The 16,718-nt window shown below is 36.3% G+C and carries 16 protein-coding genes; 4 read left to right on the top strand and 12 right to left on the bottom strand.

Annotation, left to right across the window (positions count from 1 at the left end):
- The first annotated feature begins 276 nt into the window (after positions 1 to 276).
- The gene (locus MP477_RS00710; protein ID WP_257188767.1) at positions 277 to 594 is read left to right on the top strand and encodes a multidrug efflux SMR transporter; all 318 of its coding nucleotides are present in this window, start codon (positions 277 to 279) and stop codon (positions 592 to 594) included.
- Positions 595 to 1,136: 542 nt separating this feature from the next.
- On the opposite strand, the gene MP477_RS00705 is transcribed toward MP477_RS00710, so the two are convergent.
- The 7 genes from MP477_RS00705 to MP477_RS00675 form a co-directional block, all read right to left on the bottom strand.
- A complete protein-coding gene (locus MP477_RS00705) occupies positions 1,137 to 2,576 on the bottom strand; it encodes a SusD/RagB family nutrient-binding outer membrane lipoprotein (protein WP_257188766.1) in 1,440 nt (479 codons plus the stop codon).
- An 11-nt stretch (positions 2,577 to 2,587) separates the two neighbouring features.
- Positions 2,588 to 5,611, bottom strand: a complete 3,024-nt coding sequence (locus MP477_RS00700; protein ID WP_257188765.1) for a SusC/RagA family TonB-linked outer membrane protein — start codon at positions 5,609 to 5,611, stop codon at positions 2,588 to 2,590.
- Positions 5,612 to 5,724: 113 nt separating this feature from the next.
- Positions 5,725 to 6,426 carry a LytTR family DNA-binding domain-containing protein gene (locus MP477_RS00695; RefSeq protein ID WP_230039177.1) on the bottom strand — a complete coding sequence of 234 codons (702 nt, stop codon included), beginning with the start codon at positions 6,424 to 6,426 and terminating at the stop codon, positions 5,725 to 5,727.
- Entirely contained in the window at positions 6,407 to 7,480 is a 1,074-nt protein-coding gene (locus MP477_RS00690) for a sensor histidine kinase (protein WP_257188764.1), read from the bottom strand. Before MP477_RS00690 ends, MP477_RS00695 begins: the two co-directional genes overlap by 20 nt.
- Positions 7,481 to 7,608: 128 nt before the next feature.
- On the bottom strand, positions 7,609 to 7,992 hold the full coding sequence (locus MP477_RS00685) for a DoxX family protein (protein WP_257188763.1): 384 nt from the start codon (positions 7,990 to 7,992) through the stop codon (positions 7,609 to 7,611).
- A gap of 136 nt (positions 7,993 to 8,128) precedes the next feature.
- Entirely contained in the window at positions 8,129 to 8,629 is a 501-nt protein-coding gene (locus tag MP477_RS00680; protein ID WP_257188762.1) for a TlpA disulfide reductase family protein, read from the bottom strand.
- A 1-nt stretch (position 8,630) separates the two neighbouring features.
- On the bottom strand, positions 8,631 to 9,059 hold the full coding sequence (locus MP477_RS00675) for a rhodanese-like domain-containing protein (protein WP_257188761.1): 429 nt from the start codon (positions 9,057 to 9,059) through the stop codon (positions 8,631 to 8,633).
- Positions 9,060 to 9,099: 40 nt separating this feature from the next.
- On the opposite strand from MP477_RS00675, the gene MP477_RS00670 reads away from it, so the two are divergent.
- Positions 9,100 to 9,288: a hypothetical protein gene (locus MP477_RS00670; protein WP_257188760.1), complete on the top strand. Its 189-nt coding sequence runs from the start codon at positions 9,100 to 9,102 to the stop codon at positions 9,286 to 9,288.
- A gap of 242 nt (positions 9,289 to 9,530) precedes the next feature.
- Here the strand turns inward: MP477_RS00670 and MP477_RS00665 are convergent, their stop codons facing one another.
- The 5 genes from MP477_RS00665 to MP477_RS00645 all read right to left on the bottom strand — a co-directional run bounded on the left by MP477_RS00665 (position 9,531) and on the right by MP477_RS00645 (position 13,790).
- Positions 9,531 to 9,671 (bottom strand): hypothetical protein, encoded by a 141-nt coding sequence (locus MP477_RS00665; protein ID WP_257188759.1) that lies wholly within the window; start codon positions 9,669 to 9,671, stop codon positions 9,531 to 9,533.
- Positions 9,672 to 10,337: 666 nt separating this feature from the next.
- Positions 10,338 to 10,742 carry a hypothetical protein gene (locus tag MP477_RS00660; RefSeq protein WP_257188758.1) on the bottom strand — a complete coding sequence of 135 codons (405 nt, stop codon included), beginning with the start codon at positions 10,740 to 10,742 and terminating at the stop codon, positions 10,338 to 10,340.
- Positions 10,743 to 10,913: 171 nt separating this feature from the next.
- On the bottom strand, positions 10,914 to 11,063 hold the full coding sequence (locus MP477_RS00655; protein ID WP_257188757.1) for a hypothetical protein: 150 nt from the start codon (positions 11,061 to 11,063) through the stop codon (positions 10,914 to 10,916).
- A 564-nt stretch (positions 11,064 to 11,627) separates the two neighbouring features.
- Complete coding sequence (locus MP477_RS00650) at positions 11,628 to 13,001, bottom strand: aldehyde dehydrogenase family protein (protein ID WP_257188756.1); 1,374 nt, start codon at positions 12,999 to 13,001, stop codon at positions 11,628 to 11,630.
- Between the two features lie 33 nt (positions 13,002 to 13,034).
- Positions 13,035 to 13,790, bottom strand: a complete 756-nt coding sequence (locus MP477_RS00645; RefSeq protein ID WP_257188755.1) for a type 1 glutamine amidotransferase domain-containing protein — start codon at positions 13,788 to 13,790, stop codon at positions 13,035 to 13,037.
- A 264-nt stretch (positions 13,791 to 14,054) separates the two neighbouring features.
- Between MP477_RS00645 and MP477_RS00640 the strand changes: the two genes are divergently transcribed.
- Complete coding sequence (locus tag MP477_RS00640) at positions 14,055 to 15,716, top strand: FAD-binding dehydrogenase (RefSeq protein WP_257188754.1); 1,662 nt, start codon at positions 14,055 to 14,057, stop codon at positions 15,714 to 15,716.
- A gap of 24 nt (positions 15,717 to 15,740) precedes the next feature.
- Positions 15,741 to 16,544, top strand: a complete 804-nt coding sequence (locus MP477_RS00635; protein ID WP_257189047.1) for an SDR family oxidoreductase — start codon at positions 15,741 to 15,743, stop codon at positions 16,542 to 16,544.
- Positions 16,545 to 16,718 lie beyond the last annotated feature (174 nt).

Genomic DNA, 16,718 nt, shown 5'->3' with positions numbered 1-16,718 from the left:
CATCTGTTCTATCTGTTTTTACTGCTTAAAGATACCCTATTTAACTTACAGTTTATTTTAAAATACATAACGTTTCATTGTGAGTATATTACATTCTACCTGTGATTTTTGCAGTGTTACATCATTCATCTGACTGAAAGCAAACAGGTTGTACTAATTTTACTGCCGTAACATAGATGAGTACCTGATGATAGATAATAAGAAATCAATTGTAAGCTTAATCATGTTCATCAGGATAGATGAATTTCAATCCTAAATAATCTTAAAATAAAAAGTATGAATTGGATCGCATTAGTTATTGCAGGAATTTTTGAAATCGGATGGCCACTGGGACTTAAATTATCTCAACAGCCGGGTAGTAATAAATGGAGTTGGATCCTATTTTCAATTGCCTGTATGGCTGTCAGTGGCGGATTTCTCTGGTATGCACAGAAAAGTATTCCTATGGGGACAGCCTATGCAGTATGGACAGGAATTGGTGCGGTAGGAACTTTATTAGTGGGTGTTCTGTTTTTTCAGGATTCTGCCCATATTTTCAGATTATTGTCTGCCTTACTCATTGTGGTCGGAATCGTTGGTCTCAAAGTATTTTAATAAAAAATAGGTCTGAAAATAAAATTGGCTTAAGATTATTACTAATCATTAAGCCAAAACATTATTCAATATTTGAATAATAAATCAACCACATTATAAGTCTGTTTAAACTTGACCACAAAAGTCACAAAATATTTCTAAACACTTAAGCTATTTAAGTTATATACTTCGTGTATAAAAAATACACTAAAGTTTTGTTGAAAATCAAAGATTTTCATCTTATGTGAACTTAATTATGCGGTATTCCTTCAAACTTTCTAAAGTGTACTGAAGTGTCTAAAAAATAAAAACTTTTGTGTCTTTTGACTGCGTCGAATCTTTGATTTGTAGTTTAGTGAAAAAGTTTAAAAAGCTTTTTATACATTTATATGATCATTCATTTTTTTCTGAATCAAATTTGAATAAATAGCCGGTGATAAAGAAAATTAAGCTACCAATAAAGACTTGTGATCTACCAAAGGATAGTAAAAAGCCTGTATAAAGAAATACAGGCTTCAAAAGATTTACAAAATAAATGATATGAAAAAAATAAGAAACTCTATTTAATGGATATCCCAGAAAACTTTTGTAGTCAGTTTATCTCCGCCTATTGCAGCAGCAGCTTTGGCATAATTAGTACCATTGGTAGTTGCTTCTAAAGTTGGGTACTGTAATCTTACCGGAACTTTTCCTTCGGCATTGGCAATAGCTGTTGGGGGAGCCTGTAAAGCAGGATAATCTAATCTGCGGTAAAAATTCCAGGAAACTACCGGATGATTGTACATAGCAACCCATGCCTGCTCTCCAATAGATTTTTTCCAGTTGGAAGCATTGTAAGGATGGTCTGAGAGATAATTCTGGGCATCCTGAGAAGGAAGCCCCCATTCTTGGAATGAAGCCTGAACAGCGGTGTTGTAAAGGGCCTCCGGGCTGCCGCCGATTCCAAATCGGGCTGCTGCTTCAGCCCTGTAAAAAGCTACTTCAGTATAGGTGATCAGAGTGCCGGGTGTTACAGGAATATATGCAAAGATCCCCGGAGCTGAAAAATCTGAAAAAACTCCCGGCAAACCAATTTCCTGCCCGATGTAAACGCCATCTACATCCTGAAAATATTTTGTTATTCTCGAATCAGAAGTTGTGATTAGAAAATCGACAAAAGGTTTTCCGCCAAAGAAATCGTCTCTTCCACTGTTCGCCAGGTTTTCAAATAAAGGATTGAAGTTTGGTGTTTCAGCCTGATATCTGAAAATAGCATTTTGTGATTCATCCATGATAACTCCACCGGAGATTGCAACATTAATGCTGGATTGGGCAAGCGTCGGATTAATGTCATAAACAGCAATTCCCAGTTTTAAAAGAAGGGAATTTCCAAACTTTTTCCACTTTCCTATATCTCCGCCATAAAGAATATCGCCAGCTCCAAACGTTCCTTCTCCTTCCTGCAGGTTATTGATATCTGTTTTTAAACGGATGATAAGCTTTTCATAGATCTGTGCATCATCATCATAGGCAGGAAGCGGAAATTTTTCATTGTTAAGAGCTTGGCTGTAAGGGATATCCCCAAATATATCAGTCAAAGTCTGAAAGGTATAGACCGAAAGGATATCAATAATAGCCAATTGGTTCTGCTTTTTCGCAGGCCAGGAGTTTACCTCTGAAGCAGCCGGCTGATACTGTTCTACAAGCTCTTTTGCTTTGTTTAGATTATTGAGAACATTCACATAATTATCTCCCCAAATGTTATTAGAAACGTTTCTTGCCGTAAAATTGTAGTTGCTTTCGCTTACATAGGTAGCTTCCTGCCAATACTGCATGGTAAGCCTGAAGTTATTTTCATTGACACTGGGCGTATTCATATAATCGCTGAGCTCCTTTTCTGCATAGGTAATTAGAGGTTCCGGAGACATATTGTAAGCTACATTAGGATCATTATTAACATCATCTGATGTACAGCCTGTCAACAATACGGTCAGAAAGGATATAAGTATAATAGTGTTTTTCATTGTAATAGATTTTAAAAATTTACTTTCAGATTAAATGAGAAGTTCCTTGTGGAAGGCATTACCCCCGACTGATACCCCTGTATACTTCCTGAAGAAAGCCCCGATTCCGGATCGGCATAAGGAAGGTTTTTATGGATGATCCAAAGGTTACTTCCCGTGAGTCCAAGCGTAAGACCTTGAATTCCTGCATTTTTTAAGAATGTATTATTGAAGGTGTAAGAAACGGATACCTGGCGAAGCTTTATAAAACTGGCATCATACACAAATGCGGCCACAGGAGGATCTGTTTCTAAATTCTGGCTGGAGATAGAACGGTCAAGACGTATTGTATTGGGAATATAATGTCCCGGATTATTAGGATCCTGCATTACCCCCGGCAGAATAAGTCCACCCCCATTTGCCAAAGTGTTTCTGACAGGATTTCCCAGGTCATTCAGGCCTACAGAATCAGGATAAAGACCTGTGCCATATCCATAATACTGATCCAGAGAAAATATTTTACCTCCTTTTTTCCAATCGATCTGGAAGCTAAGGTTGAAATTTTTATATGTAAAAGAATTATTCAGTCCTGCGATAAAATCCGACTGAAAGCTTCCTAAATTATGATTGCTGTCATCTGTATGAAGATAAGCTCCGTTGGTTCCTATAATTTTATTACCATTGGGATCATAAACGAAATCTGAGCCCCAGATGCTTCCATATTCTCCGTTAAGAGGTGCATTAATGCTAATGCCTCCCTGCAGCGTACCGATGGTGATATTTTCAATACCTTCTCTTAACGCGGTAACTTTGGTCTTAGGGTTAGACCAGTTCAACATCATATCCCAGGTGAAATTATTGAACTTTAATGGCGTAATATTTAAGGAAACTTCAAACCCTTTTGTCGTCAGTTCTCCTGTGTTCTGAATTTTAGCACCACTTCCTGTTGCCAGGGAAATAGGAAGTGGCAGTATTTGATCAAATGCCTTATTTCTGAACCATGCCAAATCAAATCCTATTCTGTTTTTAAAGAACTGCATATTGGTTCCTATCTCAATATTTTTAAGTTTTTGGGGAAGAAGATCTGCATTTCTTAACGTGGTATTATAAGAATAAACGGGATTATTTCCAAAAGAAGCCTGAGCAAGATATCTGTTCCTCAATTGATCTGCATTAGTATCCGAACCCACTTCCGCATAGGCTCCTCTTAGTTTTCCGAAGCTTAGCCAGTCTTGTTTCAGGAGATTAGAAAACACTATACTTGCCGAAACAGAAGGATAATAGTAAGCTCCTTTTCCTTTAGGTAAAGCCGTAGACTGATCTCTTCTGAATGTTCCTTCCAGATAATAGGTGTTTTTATATCCTAAAGATGCCTGGATAAAAGCCCCATAAATATATTTAGAATTATCTGTAATAATAGGTTTTGCAGGAGTAGCCACTGAATTGGAAATGGTATAGAGATCCGGAATGTACAATCCTCCCGATGTAGTCTGTGCATTGGAGTAATTGGTCTGAACATTGATATTTCCCCCCAGTAATCCCTGAATACTCAGATCTTCAGTAATATTCTTTTTGTAAGTGGCTATCAGATCATAATTGGTTTCTGTAAAACGGAGATTCGTCACGGCATATCCTGAAGGCTGCTCAATCGTATTAAAGCTGAAAAATGCAGGAATAGAACCCACGGCCCTCCTTTCCTCAGTAATCATACTATATCCGTCGATCCCTACTCTTCCCAGTATATTGATATTTTTTGACAGGTCGTAGCTCAGGCTGAAATTTCCTGCAAACCGTTCTCTTTTATCATTCTGGTAATTTTTATATCTTGTGAAATAGGGATTATCCCAATAAGCCGGCGACAGATTAACGGGAGACTTAATATTCCAGGTATAGTTTTTATCAAAAGTATCAAAAAGATATTTCTGGTACTGAATGTCTACATTCGTGGGCCACCACTGTCGGAAATTACCCATAATATTATCGGTATATCCTGTAGAATTCCTTCCTTTTGTATTTTGTGTAATATAATTGGCAAAAATAGTAGCGGTAAGGTTATCTGTAATCTTATAGGAGGCATTCCCACCAAAGTTATTCTTCATTAAAGAAGAGTTCGGCATGATATCCGTTGCATTGGTATTGGAATAACTTAACCTGAATGTTGCTCTGTCATTTCCACCGCTCAAAGTAATATTATTGGTTTGATTAATTGCTTTATCAAAAAAAGTAATAGGCCCGTTTTTAGCCATGACCCAAGGCGTTTTTTTTCCGAAATTCTGTGATTCGGGAATAAAAGCATCATATTGCCATACCATCAGATTAGGATCATAAGGCGCTCCATAAGAAGCATCATGCCAAAAGATGGCCATGGGGCTATTTTGATAGTTCGCAAAAATATTCCCGAAATAGCCCTGTCCATATTGCGTCTGATATTCAGGAAAGGTAGATTTATCAACAGTGGAAACAGAAATACTTCCGCTATATTCCAATCCAATTCCCTGCGTATTTTTCTTTCCTTTTTTTGTAGTGATAATAATAGCGCCATTTTGAGCTCTTGATCCGTATAAAGCGGTTGCGGCAGCTCCTTTTAGTACATTTAATGTCTCAATATCATTGGGATTGATATCTGATACAGGGCTTCCATAATCATAGCCTCCGCCCCCATTTTGCTGCCCTGTAGAATTGATATTTCTATTGATAATCGGAACGCCATCTACTACAAAAAGAGCCTGGTTATCTCCCAGAATAGATTTGTATCCCCTGGAAACAGCATCTATGGATCCCCCGAAATTGGTAGACTGTCTGATCTCTAGACCGGCTACTTTTCCGGAAAGATTATTCAGAAAATTGGTCGTTGGATTTTTGTTGATCTCTTCCCCTTTTAGCTCCTGTGTGGAATAGCCCAGAGATTTTTTCTCTCTTTTTATTCCTAAGGCCGTAACTACAATCCCTTCTATGTTCTGTGCTTTGAGGGTATCTTGCTTACCCTGGCTGAAATAGGTTTCACTTCCGATAAAAAAAGCAACACCTACACTGAAAAGCTTTAACCTGTATTTCATAATTATTAATTTTTATAACATGATTGTTATTCAAAATTCAATAATTAGTGAAAATTATAATCAAATCTATATATCAACAGCTCATTAACGTCTACTAAAAATAAATAGGGCCTTTAAAATCCTGCGAGTGGTTTATAAGTCCTTCCAACCGGAAGCTTTTTTCCGTTAACCTGAATGATGTTAGCAGATTTTATTTCCACTTTTGAAAGGGAAATAATATAAGATTTATGGATGCGGAGAAACATTTTTGGGTTCAGGCTTTCTTCAATCTTACTGATCGGCATTTTAAAAGTGAAGGTTTCTGTCTTTGTATGAATATTGATGTATTCTCTTAAACTTTCGATGTAAAAGATATCCTGCAGTATAATTTTAATCTGTTTTTTTCCACTGCTGATAAAAATATAATCACGCTCAGCCACTTCCAGCAAAGCATCTTCGGCCTGCATCAAATGCTTGAATTTTTCAACGGCTGTAACGAAACGGTCATAAGGGATAGGCTTCATCAGATAATCTGCAATATCCAGTTCATAGCCTTCCACAGCGTATTGATGATAAGCAGTGGTTACAATGACAAAAGGAGGATTCTTTAATTTTCTTAGAAAGTCAAAACCTTTTACTACAGGAAGATGAAGGTCCAAAAACATCAGATCCACATTATGAATACTCAAAAGGTTACTGGCATAAACGGCATCGGCACATTTCCCCACAAGATTCAGCTCTTCATCCCGGGAAACAAAATTTTCCAGAATTTCTGCCGCTATGGGCTCGTCTTCTACAATAATGCAGCTGTATTTTTTAGTGGTGGAGTGTATCATTGAAATCAATGGTTAATTGTACAATATATCGGTCAGTTTTATCTTCAACAGAAAGTATATGCTTAGGATAAAGCAACTCCAGCTGTCTGCGGATATTTTTCAGTCCCAGTTTGGTAGAATGTTCATGAGATCTGTCTTCTTTTGAATTTTCAATACAATAAACAAGAACTCTATTTTTCAATTGAATATCAATATGAATAAAAGCCTTTCCCAAGCTTTCGGACACCCCATGCTTAAAAGCATTTTCAACAAACTGGATCAGTATAAGCGGAGATATTTCCTGTGACGGATTATCGATATTTTCATTAAAATGAATGCTAAGATGGCGATGTCTTATTTTTTGGATCTGGATAAAATCCTGGATGTTTTCAATATCTTTTTTTATAGAGATATTTTTCTCCGCGGCTTCATAAATATTATATCTCATTATTTTAGAAAGCTGCAGGATAACATCCGGTGTTTCATCCGCTTTTTTAAGAGCCATCCCATAAATATTATTGAGGGTATTAAAAAGAAAGTGCGGATTGATCTGCGCCTTCAGCATCGTAAGTTCCTGATCCAGTTTTTCGGATTTCAATTGGGAAATCTGGTCTTTCAACACGTTTTTCTGTCTGGTGATTTCCACTCCAAAAACCAGCCCAACCATAAAAATAAGATCCATAAAAGAATTGAAGGCTACCAGTCCGTTAATATATCCTGAAAGCTCTTTGCCGTCCTGTGTTTCTTCAAGCCCATAGATATAAGGGTACATTACATAATGGGTGAAAAACCGATGTCCCAACACGGCTATTATCACAATAGCAATATAAAGAGTATATTTAAAAATGCTTTTGATATGCATCTTTTCATATACATATAACAAGGAATAGGCAAGCGGGATTTTAATCATAAGATAACCCAGCTCCAGCATAAAAGTATTCTGAAGTCTTATTTGCCATTTGAAATCCGGGAACTGATATTTTGACCAATAAAAATCAAGATAAACTTCCAGGATATAATAAAGTATCCAAAAGAGCAAATGAATACGGAGCTTAGATTTTCCGATAGGTTTCAAAATTATGATAATTTAAATGTACAAAGTAATATTGTTCAGTCAAATATAAAAATATAAAGTCTACCAAAGTATGGTACTCATCTATAAACGACTTGTTTTTTTATGCTGTATAGGTTGATAAACAATAATCACGATGTCTTTTTAAAACGGATTTCTGGGAACATTAGATTGAGAAAGGAAAAAATCAACAGGAAATTAAATTCAACACCATTGGTGCCGCCCCCCACAACAAACCAGCCGTTCTGCCAGTGAACATAATAAATTCCAAAAACAAAAATCAGGATATTGCAGATTGCCACCGGTTTAGTATACCGGTCAACCCAGATTAAAGGGACTGAAAATAGATGGATCAGTTTAACAGTCCAGGCAACATAAAGCCCTACAGGACTGAACCCTATGGCATCCAGATAATGGATTCCAAAATTATTGACATCGCCACTGAAAATAGAAATCAGGCTATGCATTAACAAAATCACGGAGAGTGCAAAACGGAGGAAGATGCTTTTTTTCATAGAACTAAAGTAGGAAGCTCTAAGAAAATGTATTCTCAACTGTATATCAACAGCTTTTAAAAATAGATGAAAGTATTTTCCACCTTATCTATACAAAAACAGCAGTAAATCAATTACCGCTGTTTTTATACTAATTCTAATTTAAATTTTTCTTTAAAAAGTCTTCCAAATCTTTACCATGAAGGTTTTTAGCGATGATCATACCCTCTCCGTCTATGATGATATTGAAAGGAAGTTCATCTACTTCATACAATTTTGCTACCGGACTTTTCCAGAACTTTAAATCACTGACCTGAATCCAGTTAATAGCAAACCGGTCTATCGCTTTCTGCCAGCTTTCTTTATTTTTATCTAAAGAAACGCCAAGAATTTCAAATTTGTGGCTATCCTCCTGACCTGCATAGGTAGTATACAGGGTTTTCAGTTCCGGCTGCTCTTCTACACAGGGGGCACACCAGGTTGCCCAAAAATCAATCAATACCATTTTACCTTTTAATGAAGAAAGGATAAATGTACTTCCGTCTGCCTTAGTCAGGGTAATTTCCGGAGCTTTCTTGCCTATTTCAATATTGCGGTTTTGAGCCATCATCAATCCAGAGAAAATGACACAAAATAATACGGTATAATACATCTTCATCTTAATCATTTGTAGGATAATCTTTATCTAACCAATCTGTTTTAATATTTTTCGGAAGGTTCAGAAGCTTTGCATTTTTAAAGCCCATTTCCATCAGCAGATTAAATGCCGGACGGATATTAGGACATCTTACAAAAGGACAGCATCCACAGTAGATTACAATTTCTTTGTTTTTAGGAATATCCTTAAGATAGTTTCTCAATTTCTCCAGATTCTCAGGTTCATGCGTGGGACCTATGTCTACAGAACCTTTAATAATGGCTTCCGGACCTACAGAAATAATTACGATATCCTTTGTCTTATTCTTTACAATTCTGGAAGCCAACAATGCAGGGTCCATCAGCTGACTATCTTTCCATGGATCTTGTTTTTGCTGTGCCTGGCTCAGCATCGAGCAGACAAAACAAACCATAACAAACAAATACTTCATAGCTTTTCTATTTTTTACAAAGATAAATAAGAAGTTGACAGTGGAAAGAGGAATCTATCCGGAATACAGCTTTTACGTAGGTTTTCTAAAAATCCTGATAAAAGCACTTCCAAAGCTTTGTCACCTTATGGAAACAGGAAATAATTTTATTCCGGGTCAAACCATTCTTTTCGCTTCGCTACTTCTATCATATGGCTTATTGTTAGTGGTGGTTTATTTTCTGTTTTAATTTTAAATCCAAATGCAATTAAAATTTTATTAAAAAAGGGTATTTGATGAAAATATCTAGTAACATCAAAAGCATACTATTCTTGATATTAAATTCTTTAAAAAAAGATTCAAATAACGATTCTAAATCCATAAAATCTTCATTTACATCATTAATAATTGTTTTATTTTTTAATCTATCATTATAAATACCACATTTTTTAAAAAACATTATTGTTTTCTCCTGTATATCCATCTTCAATATTATTTATGAGTTCCATTATAGATGAGTTGATTTCCTACTCCTACCCTTGCACCTCCAAACCAAACAGCATTCTTGCCATAAAAACTGGCCCAGTTTCTGACTTGACCAGCTTTAACACCAGTAAAAAGATTCTCACTCAATCCGGAGTATTAATTGTCAGAATAATCTAGTTCTTTTAAAACTACTATAGAATTTATGTTTTTTAATTTAGCTCCTTTTTTCAGATAAAATAGGACATACTGCTTTTCCCCTTCATTTAATTTATTAAAAATGGAAATGTCATATTTTTGAGATTTTGGAGCCTGTTTTGACTACCTCCTTCAAAATCAATTTCATACCCTCCAAAAGGTAATTTCTCATAAGTATCCGATATATTACAAGAAAATATTATAAAAAAAGTAATTACTATAAATATTTTGTTTCTCATATAATTAGTATTTAGGTCATCTTTCAAAATTCCAGACTCTTGGTCTGATTCATGCTATCTACTATTTTTCCGCAAATGACTTAATAATTAGAAGAATTAATAATAGTATAGGAAACCAAATAACTAATCCAGTCTCACTTCCAAGTCCTCATGAAATACTTATACAAACTCCAAAACAAATAAGTTATGGTTTTCATAGATTCTTATTTTTACAAGTTATGTTTGGATATGGTTAAAAGTGTTTTGGGTATTTTTAAATACAACCCCCTGCTGAATATACTGCTTGATGATCAATCATATTCCCAAGCTGGCGCAAGCGTCTGCTTGTATCCAAGTAAGGAAATAGGCACGAGTAAGATGTTCGCGCCAGCGTAAGGGATTAATCTTCTTCTATTTTAGAATCCGTAAATTCATAAGTACTGTCTTCTTTTCCCATAAGCTCAATAGATTTGAACTTTACATCTCCATTTTCAAGAATCTGATAGTTATAAATATCCGTTACATTGTCATAATTATGTAGTTCATAATATTTCCCGTTATTTGTCCACCAATTTCCATTCTCCGTTGTCTGGGTCACTTTACCATCTTTATCTATAGCTACAAATAGAAGAACACTTTTTCCTTTATCAAGACGGCAGGAAACCCAGTATTTTGATGTTCCATCAACTTGTTGATTTTGCTCAGAGCCTTTATAGCACCCAATAATTTTCTGATCATATTCTTTTTTTTGTGCAAAAGTAAATGATGTCAAACACATCATAGATAAAAGAAAAATTTGTTTCATTTTTTATATTTTTAAATGTTTATAATTCATTATCATTAATTTAGAATTCTACTTGCATCAATATTCTATTTTCCTGCATGGAAAGTAACGCTAATACTGCCCCCAAATCCTCATCCTATGCCAATAACAATAATTGGTGAAATACTGAAATCAAAATTACCAATATTGAAATCAATCCAAGCCATCAGAACCCGACACAGGATAATGACCTAAATAATAATTAGCAGGATCCGAGTTACCATACAGCTTGTCAAACGCAATATTTTGAGAAAATAATGATCCACAGATAGCCAGACCAAGAATTGATAATGTTTTTTTCATTTCTGTTACATTTATTTTATCGAAAGGTAATAGATAAAATTAAAAAATCTATAGAATGGGATTTAATACAACAAATCCCATTCTTGTATAGAAAGGGATTAGTTAATTTCAAAAAAAAATATTATTTTATTTTAGAAACTATGATTAGATCTTAAAAGAGAAAACTAAATTTTGAAACCAGGTGATAGAAATTTCACCAAAAATTTTGTTTTATGTAAAAATAAAGCTGCAAATGAAGAAAAAATATTTATTTATAGAAATCTTCATTTTAATATTTTATATCAATTCTTAACATTTGTATTGCCAAGATATACTGTTCTGCTCCTCCTTCCTATAAACCAAGTGAAGTGATAAAATATCTCTTGAAAAAGTTGTTGTATTGTTGTAGTCAAAAAATAAAAAAAGTTCTTGATTTTTAAAGTGATTTCATCTGAACTCGAACCAGGGATTACCATCTTTTGAGACAGCAAATACCTGGTATTTACTAGTATTATTCACAAAGATAAAGAAGCCCCATCCTGCATTCGGATCGGGCTTGAAATAATTGTGAAATTCTATTATGAATCAGCTGAATACACTTAAGTTTTTAGCAATATCTTTTCCTGCATAAGGAGGAAAAACATCAAGTTCAAGATCTGGATTTCCAACAAGCATAGCTTTAGTATTGCTTAAAGCATCAAATCCTGCTTTACCATAATATTTGCCCATTCCTGAATATCCTACGCCCCCGAAAGGTAAACTGTCTATCCAGCAGTGTAAGTTTGTTTGATTGATGCAGCCACCTCCAAAGGAAACCGAATTAAGGAAATAATCAATATTATCCTGGTTTTTACTAAAAATATAGGCTGCCAATGATTTAGGCTTACGTTTAATAATATTGGCAATCTCTTTTAAATCTGAATACACCATTACAGGCAAAACAGGTCCGAAAACTTCCTGTTGCAATGCAGGATCTTCCCAGGTACTCGGATAAAGGACAGTGGGTTCTACATACCGCTGAGCCACATTGAAACGTCCCCCAATAACTACCTTTTCGGGAATGATATAGGACGCAACACGTTCTGTGTCATGTTCACTGATCATTCTTGCGAAATCGGGGCTTTGCTGAGGATCCTCTCCGTACATTTTGCGGATGGAAGCCTTTAGTTTTTCAATAAATTCTTCAGCAATACTTTCGTGTACATATACATATCCCGGGGCAATACACCATTGTCCCGAAATCGCATTATGTCCCCATGCAATTCTGTCTACTGCGATGTCCAAATTGGCTGTTTCATCAACGACGGTAGGATTTTGCCCTCCCAATTCTAAAATAATAGGAGTCAGATTTTCTGCAGCAGCGCGCATTACTACTTTTGCAACATTGGAACTTCCTGTAAAGAAAATAAAGTCAAAAGGTAATTGTAATAATTCTGTGATTTCTTCTCTGCCACCTGTCACTGCTGTTACAGCTTCCGGCTCAAAATATTTAGGGATAAGCTCAGCAAATAGCTGGGCTACAGTAGGAGTTGTGTTGGCTGGCTTTAAAATGACTGTATTCCCTGCTGCCAATGCTGCAATGGCGGGATCGAGCAATAACAATACCGGTGCATTGAATGGACCAATGACTAATGTTACTCCATAAGGTTCTTTATAAATAATTCCACTGTTTCCGGTTTCTTCAAGACCTTTAGGGATTTCAGTCTTCTGAGGTGTCATCAATTGTTTAAGGTTTTCCTTGTAATATTTTATCACGCCCAATGGTACCGTAATTTCAAACAATTGCTCAAAAGGAGGTTTACCGAAGTCCTGCTCCAGGGCTTTGCAAAAAACGTCCTGGTTGTCTGTAAGAAATTTTTCCATCCTGTTAAGCTGATCCATACGCCATTCGTATGTTTTACTCTGATCACTGAAGAAAAATTCTTTTTGGGTATCAAAAATGTTTTGGTATTTGTTCATATGTATTGTGTGTTTTTTATTATAGTAAACAGGCTATTCTGATAAAGCTTCAATGACCAATTGTGATGCAAGAAAACTGCTGTGCTGCTGTTGTGCAGTAATTAATCTTCCATCTCTCACTGCAAATGGTTCCAGAGGCCCGGCAACTTCAAATTTGGTATTTGGGTTTTTTCTGGCTTCTGTTTCAATCGTATAATCATTGACAGTCATTCCGAACATTGTATTGATAATATCCTCTTCACTGTCTGCAAATCCTGTCCATGTTTTACCATCTGCCAAAAGTTTTCCGTTACTGAGTGTGGTCCACAACAGTAAAGAAGTTCCATGGCAGATAAGACAGGTAATTTTTCCTGCCTCATAAAAGTCTGCAATAAGTTTGTGTAGTTTTTTATCATCTTTAAAGGTGAGTAAGGGTGCTCCTCCTCCCGCAACACAAACGGCATCATAATTATTAATATCTATTTCCTCTATAGCTTTTGAATTTTGTAATAATTTTCCAAAAACAGGATGATGACGAAAACCAATGCTAATCAAGTCATTAGGGTAAGCGCCGTCCGGATTTTCAGGATCCGAGTGGGCATCAAATTTCACTTCCCCTCCTTTTGGCGAACATAGATCGACATCATAACCAGCCTGTATAAAATCAAAAAAAGGACGTGTCATTTCTTCTGCAAAAAAACCGACGCTAATACCATGAAGATGGGTGGCATTAGAAACTAAGCACAAAATCCTTTTTTTAGGATATATGTGCTTTGGTTGTCTTCTGATTATATGGTCGTGTTCATTCATATTATTTTTTTTTAGATTATTGAAGTGTTTCGTTTGTTTTTCTTTAAACAAAGTTATATAAATGAATAACTTATATATGGTGAGGTTTTCGGAACTTTAGAAAATTCAATTATTTTTTCCCGCTAATAGGAATTATAAAATCCCCTTCTTGAAAAATTAAACATTCGAAAATTGAAAATCATCTCTTGAAATAATTTTATCAGTCTAAGAGTAATATTTTATACATTTATATAAAGTATTGTTCAATAAAAATACCCCAGTAAAATGACAGAGACATTCCAGCCTGATGCTATTATTGTAGGAACCGGATTAGCGGGATTAACTGCCGCTATGGAAATAACCAATGCAGGAAAAAAAGTCCTTTTATTGGACCAGGAAACTGAAGAGAATATAGGAGGACAGGCATTCTGGTCTTTTGGAGGCCTTTTCCTGATCAATTCCCCCCAACAGCGCAGAATGGGAATTAAAGATTCTTATGAGCTGGCTTTACAGGATTGGAAAGGGACAGCAGGTTTTGACCGTAAAGAAGATTATTGGCCCCGTCAGTGGGCAGAAGCCTATCTGAAATTTGCGGCAGGTGAAAAATATAAATATATTTCCAGGTTGGGAATCAAATTGATGTTTATGATCGGTTGGGCTGAGCGTGGTGACGGATCTGCTGCAGGACACGGAAATTCTGTACCCCGTTTCCATGTCAGTTGGGGAACAGGCACAGGGGTAATAAAGCCTTTTGTAGAAAAAGCATATCAGGCGAAAGAAAAAGGTTTGTTACAAATGAAATTCAGACACAGAGTCACTGAATTGATCCTGGAAAATGGAAAAATAAAAGGACTTAAAGGTGACATGCTGGAAAACGATACTCAGGAAAGAGGAATTGCCACCAATAGAAATATCATCTCACAATTTGAATATACTTCTCCTCATATTATTATTGCTTCGGGAGGTATTGGAGCCAATCATGAGCTGGTAAGAAAGAACTGGCCCGAAAGATTGGGGGCTGCTCCGGAGAATATGGTGTGCGGAGTTCCTGCTTATGTAGACGGAAAAATGATTGGTATTGCAGAAAATATAGGAGCTGATGTTATCAATAAGGATAGAATGTGGCATTATACAGAAGGAATACAAAACTGGAATCCCATCTGGCCAAATCACGGAATAAGAATATTACCCGGACCTTCCTCATTGTGGTTTGATGCACAGGGAAAGCGCCTTCCCGCTCCTTTCCTGCCCGGATTTGATACATTGGGAACTTTAAAATATATCCAGGATACAGGGTTTTCTTATTCATGGTTTATTCTCACTCAAAAAATTATAAAGAAAGAATTTGCGCTTTCCGGCTCGGAACAGAATCCGGATATTACCAATAAAGACTACTCTCTCTTTTTGAGCAGAATTTTTGGCAAAAAGGCACCTGGACCTGTTGAAGCATTCAAAGAACACGGAAAAGACTTTATTGTATCAGATAATCTGGAAGACCTGGTTTCTAAAATGAATCAGCTGGCCGGAAATCATCTTTTAAAGTATGAAAAAATAAAAGCACAGATTGAAGCCCGGGACAGAGAGCTTGATAATAAATTTTCAAAAGATACACAGGTCAATTATATTCGCAATACCCGTAACTATCTGGGTGATAAGCTTGGCCGTGTGGCAGCCCCACATAAAATATTGTCTCCTGAAAATGGACCTTTAATTGCGGTACGTCTTCATATTCTTACCCGTAAAACATTGGGTGGCATTAAAACGAATCTTAACGGACAGGTTTTAAGACAGGATGAAAGCATTATTGAAGGACTTTATGCTGCCGGAGAAGTAGCAGGTTTTGGCGGAGGTGGAATGCACGGTTATCGTGCTTTGGAGGGGACATTCCTTGGGGGATGTATTTTTTCGGGAATGAAAGCCGGGAAATATATCGCCGGATTACAATAAAATCATTTGAATACAGAACTAATTATGAGTACTTATTTTGACAATAAGGTTATTTGGATCACGGGAGCATCATCAGGAATTGGAGAAGCATTGACTAAGGAGCTTACCAAGAATACGAATGCAAAGATTATTCTTTCTTCCAGGAAGGAGGAACAATTATATGCTGTAGCAGAAAATGCAGGACTTCCCCACTCCAGATATGCAGTGCTTCCTCTGGATCTGGCCAATTATAAAGATATGCCTGATATTGCAGGAAAAGCAATAGAAAAATTTGGAAAGATTGATATTCTCATTAACAATGCCGGGCTGTCTCAGCGCTCATTGGCCATGGAAACTGATATCGAGATTGATAAACACTTAATGGAAGTTGACTATCTAGGAACCGTTGCCCTTACCAAAGCGGTTGTTCCTTATATGATTAAAAACGGTGGAGGCCAGATTGCTGTAGTTTCCAGTCTCATGGGAGTATTCGGAGCTCCGATGCGAAGTGGCTATGCTGCTGCCAAACATGCTCTTCATGGCTTTTTTGATGCCCTGCGTGCAGAGTTATATGCTCAAAAAATACTTGTTACCATCATCTGTCCCGGATTTATACAAACCAATATTTCCATTCACGCGGTTACCGGTGACGGCTCCCTGCAGGGAACCATGGATGATGCTACTGAGAAAGGAATGCCTGCTGATATTTTTGCCAGAAAAATGCTCTCTGCTATAGAAAAAAAGAAAAATCAGAAAGCTATTGGAGGCAAAGAAGTATTGGGTGTTTATCTGAAAAGGTTTTTCCCTGCATTACTGGCAAAGTTCGTGCGTAATGCCAAGGTAGTATAGATGATTTTTTATTAAAAACCAATCCCGAGCACCTGTGAAAATAGCTCTGAATTGACTGATCCCTTTTTATCAGGAGAATTTATAACAAAAACAAAGCGCCATTTATATTGAGTGGTGCTTTGTTTAATAATATAGGAGCTAATGAAAATCACAGGATGACCATAACGGCATAAA

Source organism: Chryseobacterium sp. WG23, assembly GCF_024586575.1.
GTDB lineage: Bacteria > Bacteroidota > Bacteroidia > Flavobacteriales > Weeksellaceae > Chryseobacterium.
The sequence above is the reverse complement of the archived record's forward strand: the minus strand, read 5'-3'. Positions and strand labels throughout refer to the sequence as shown.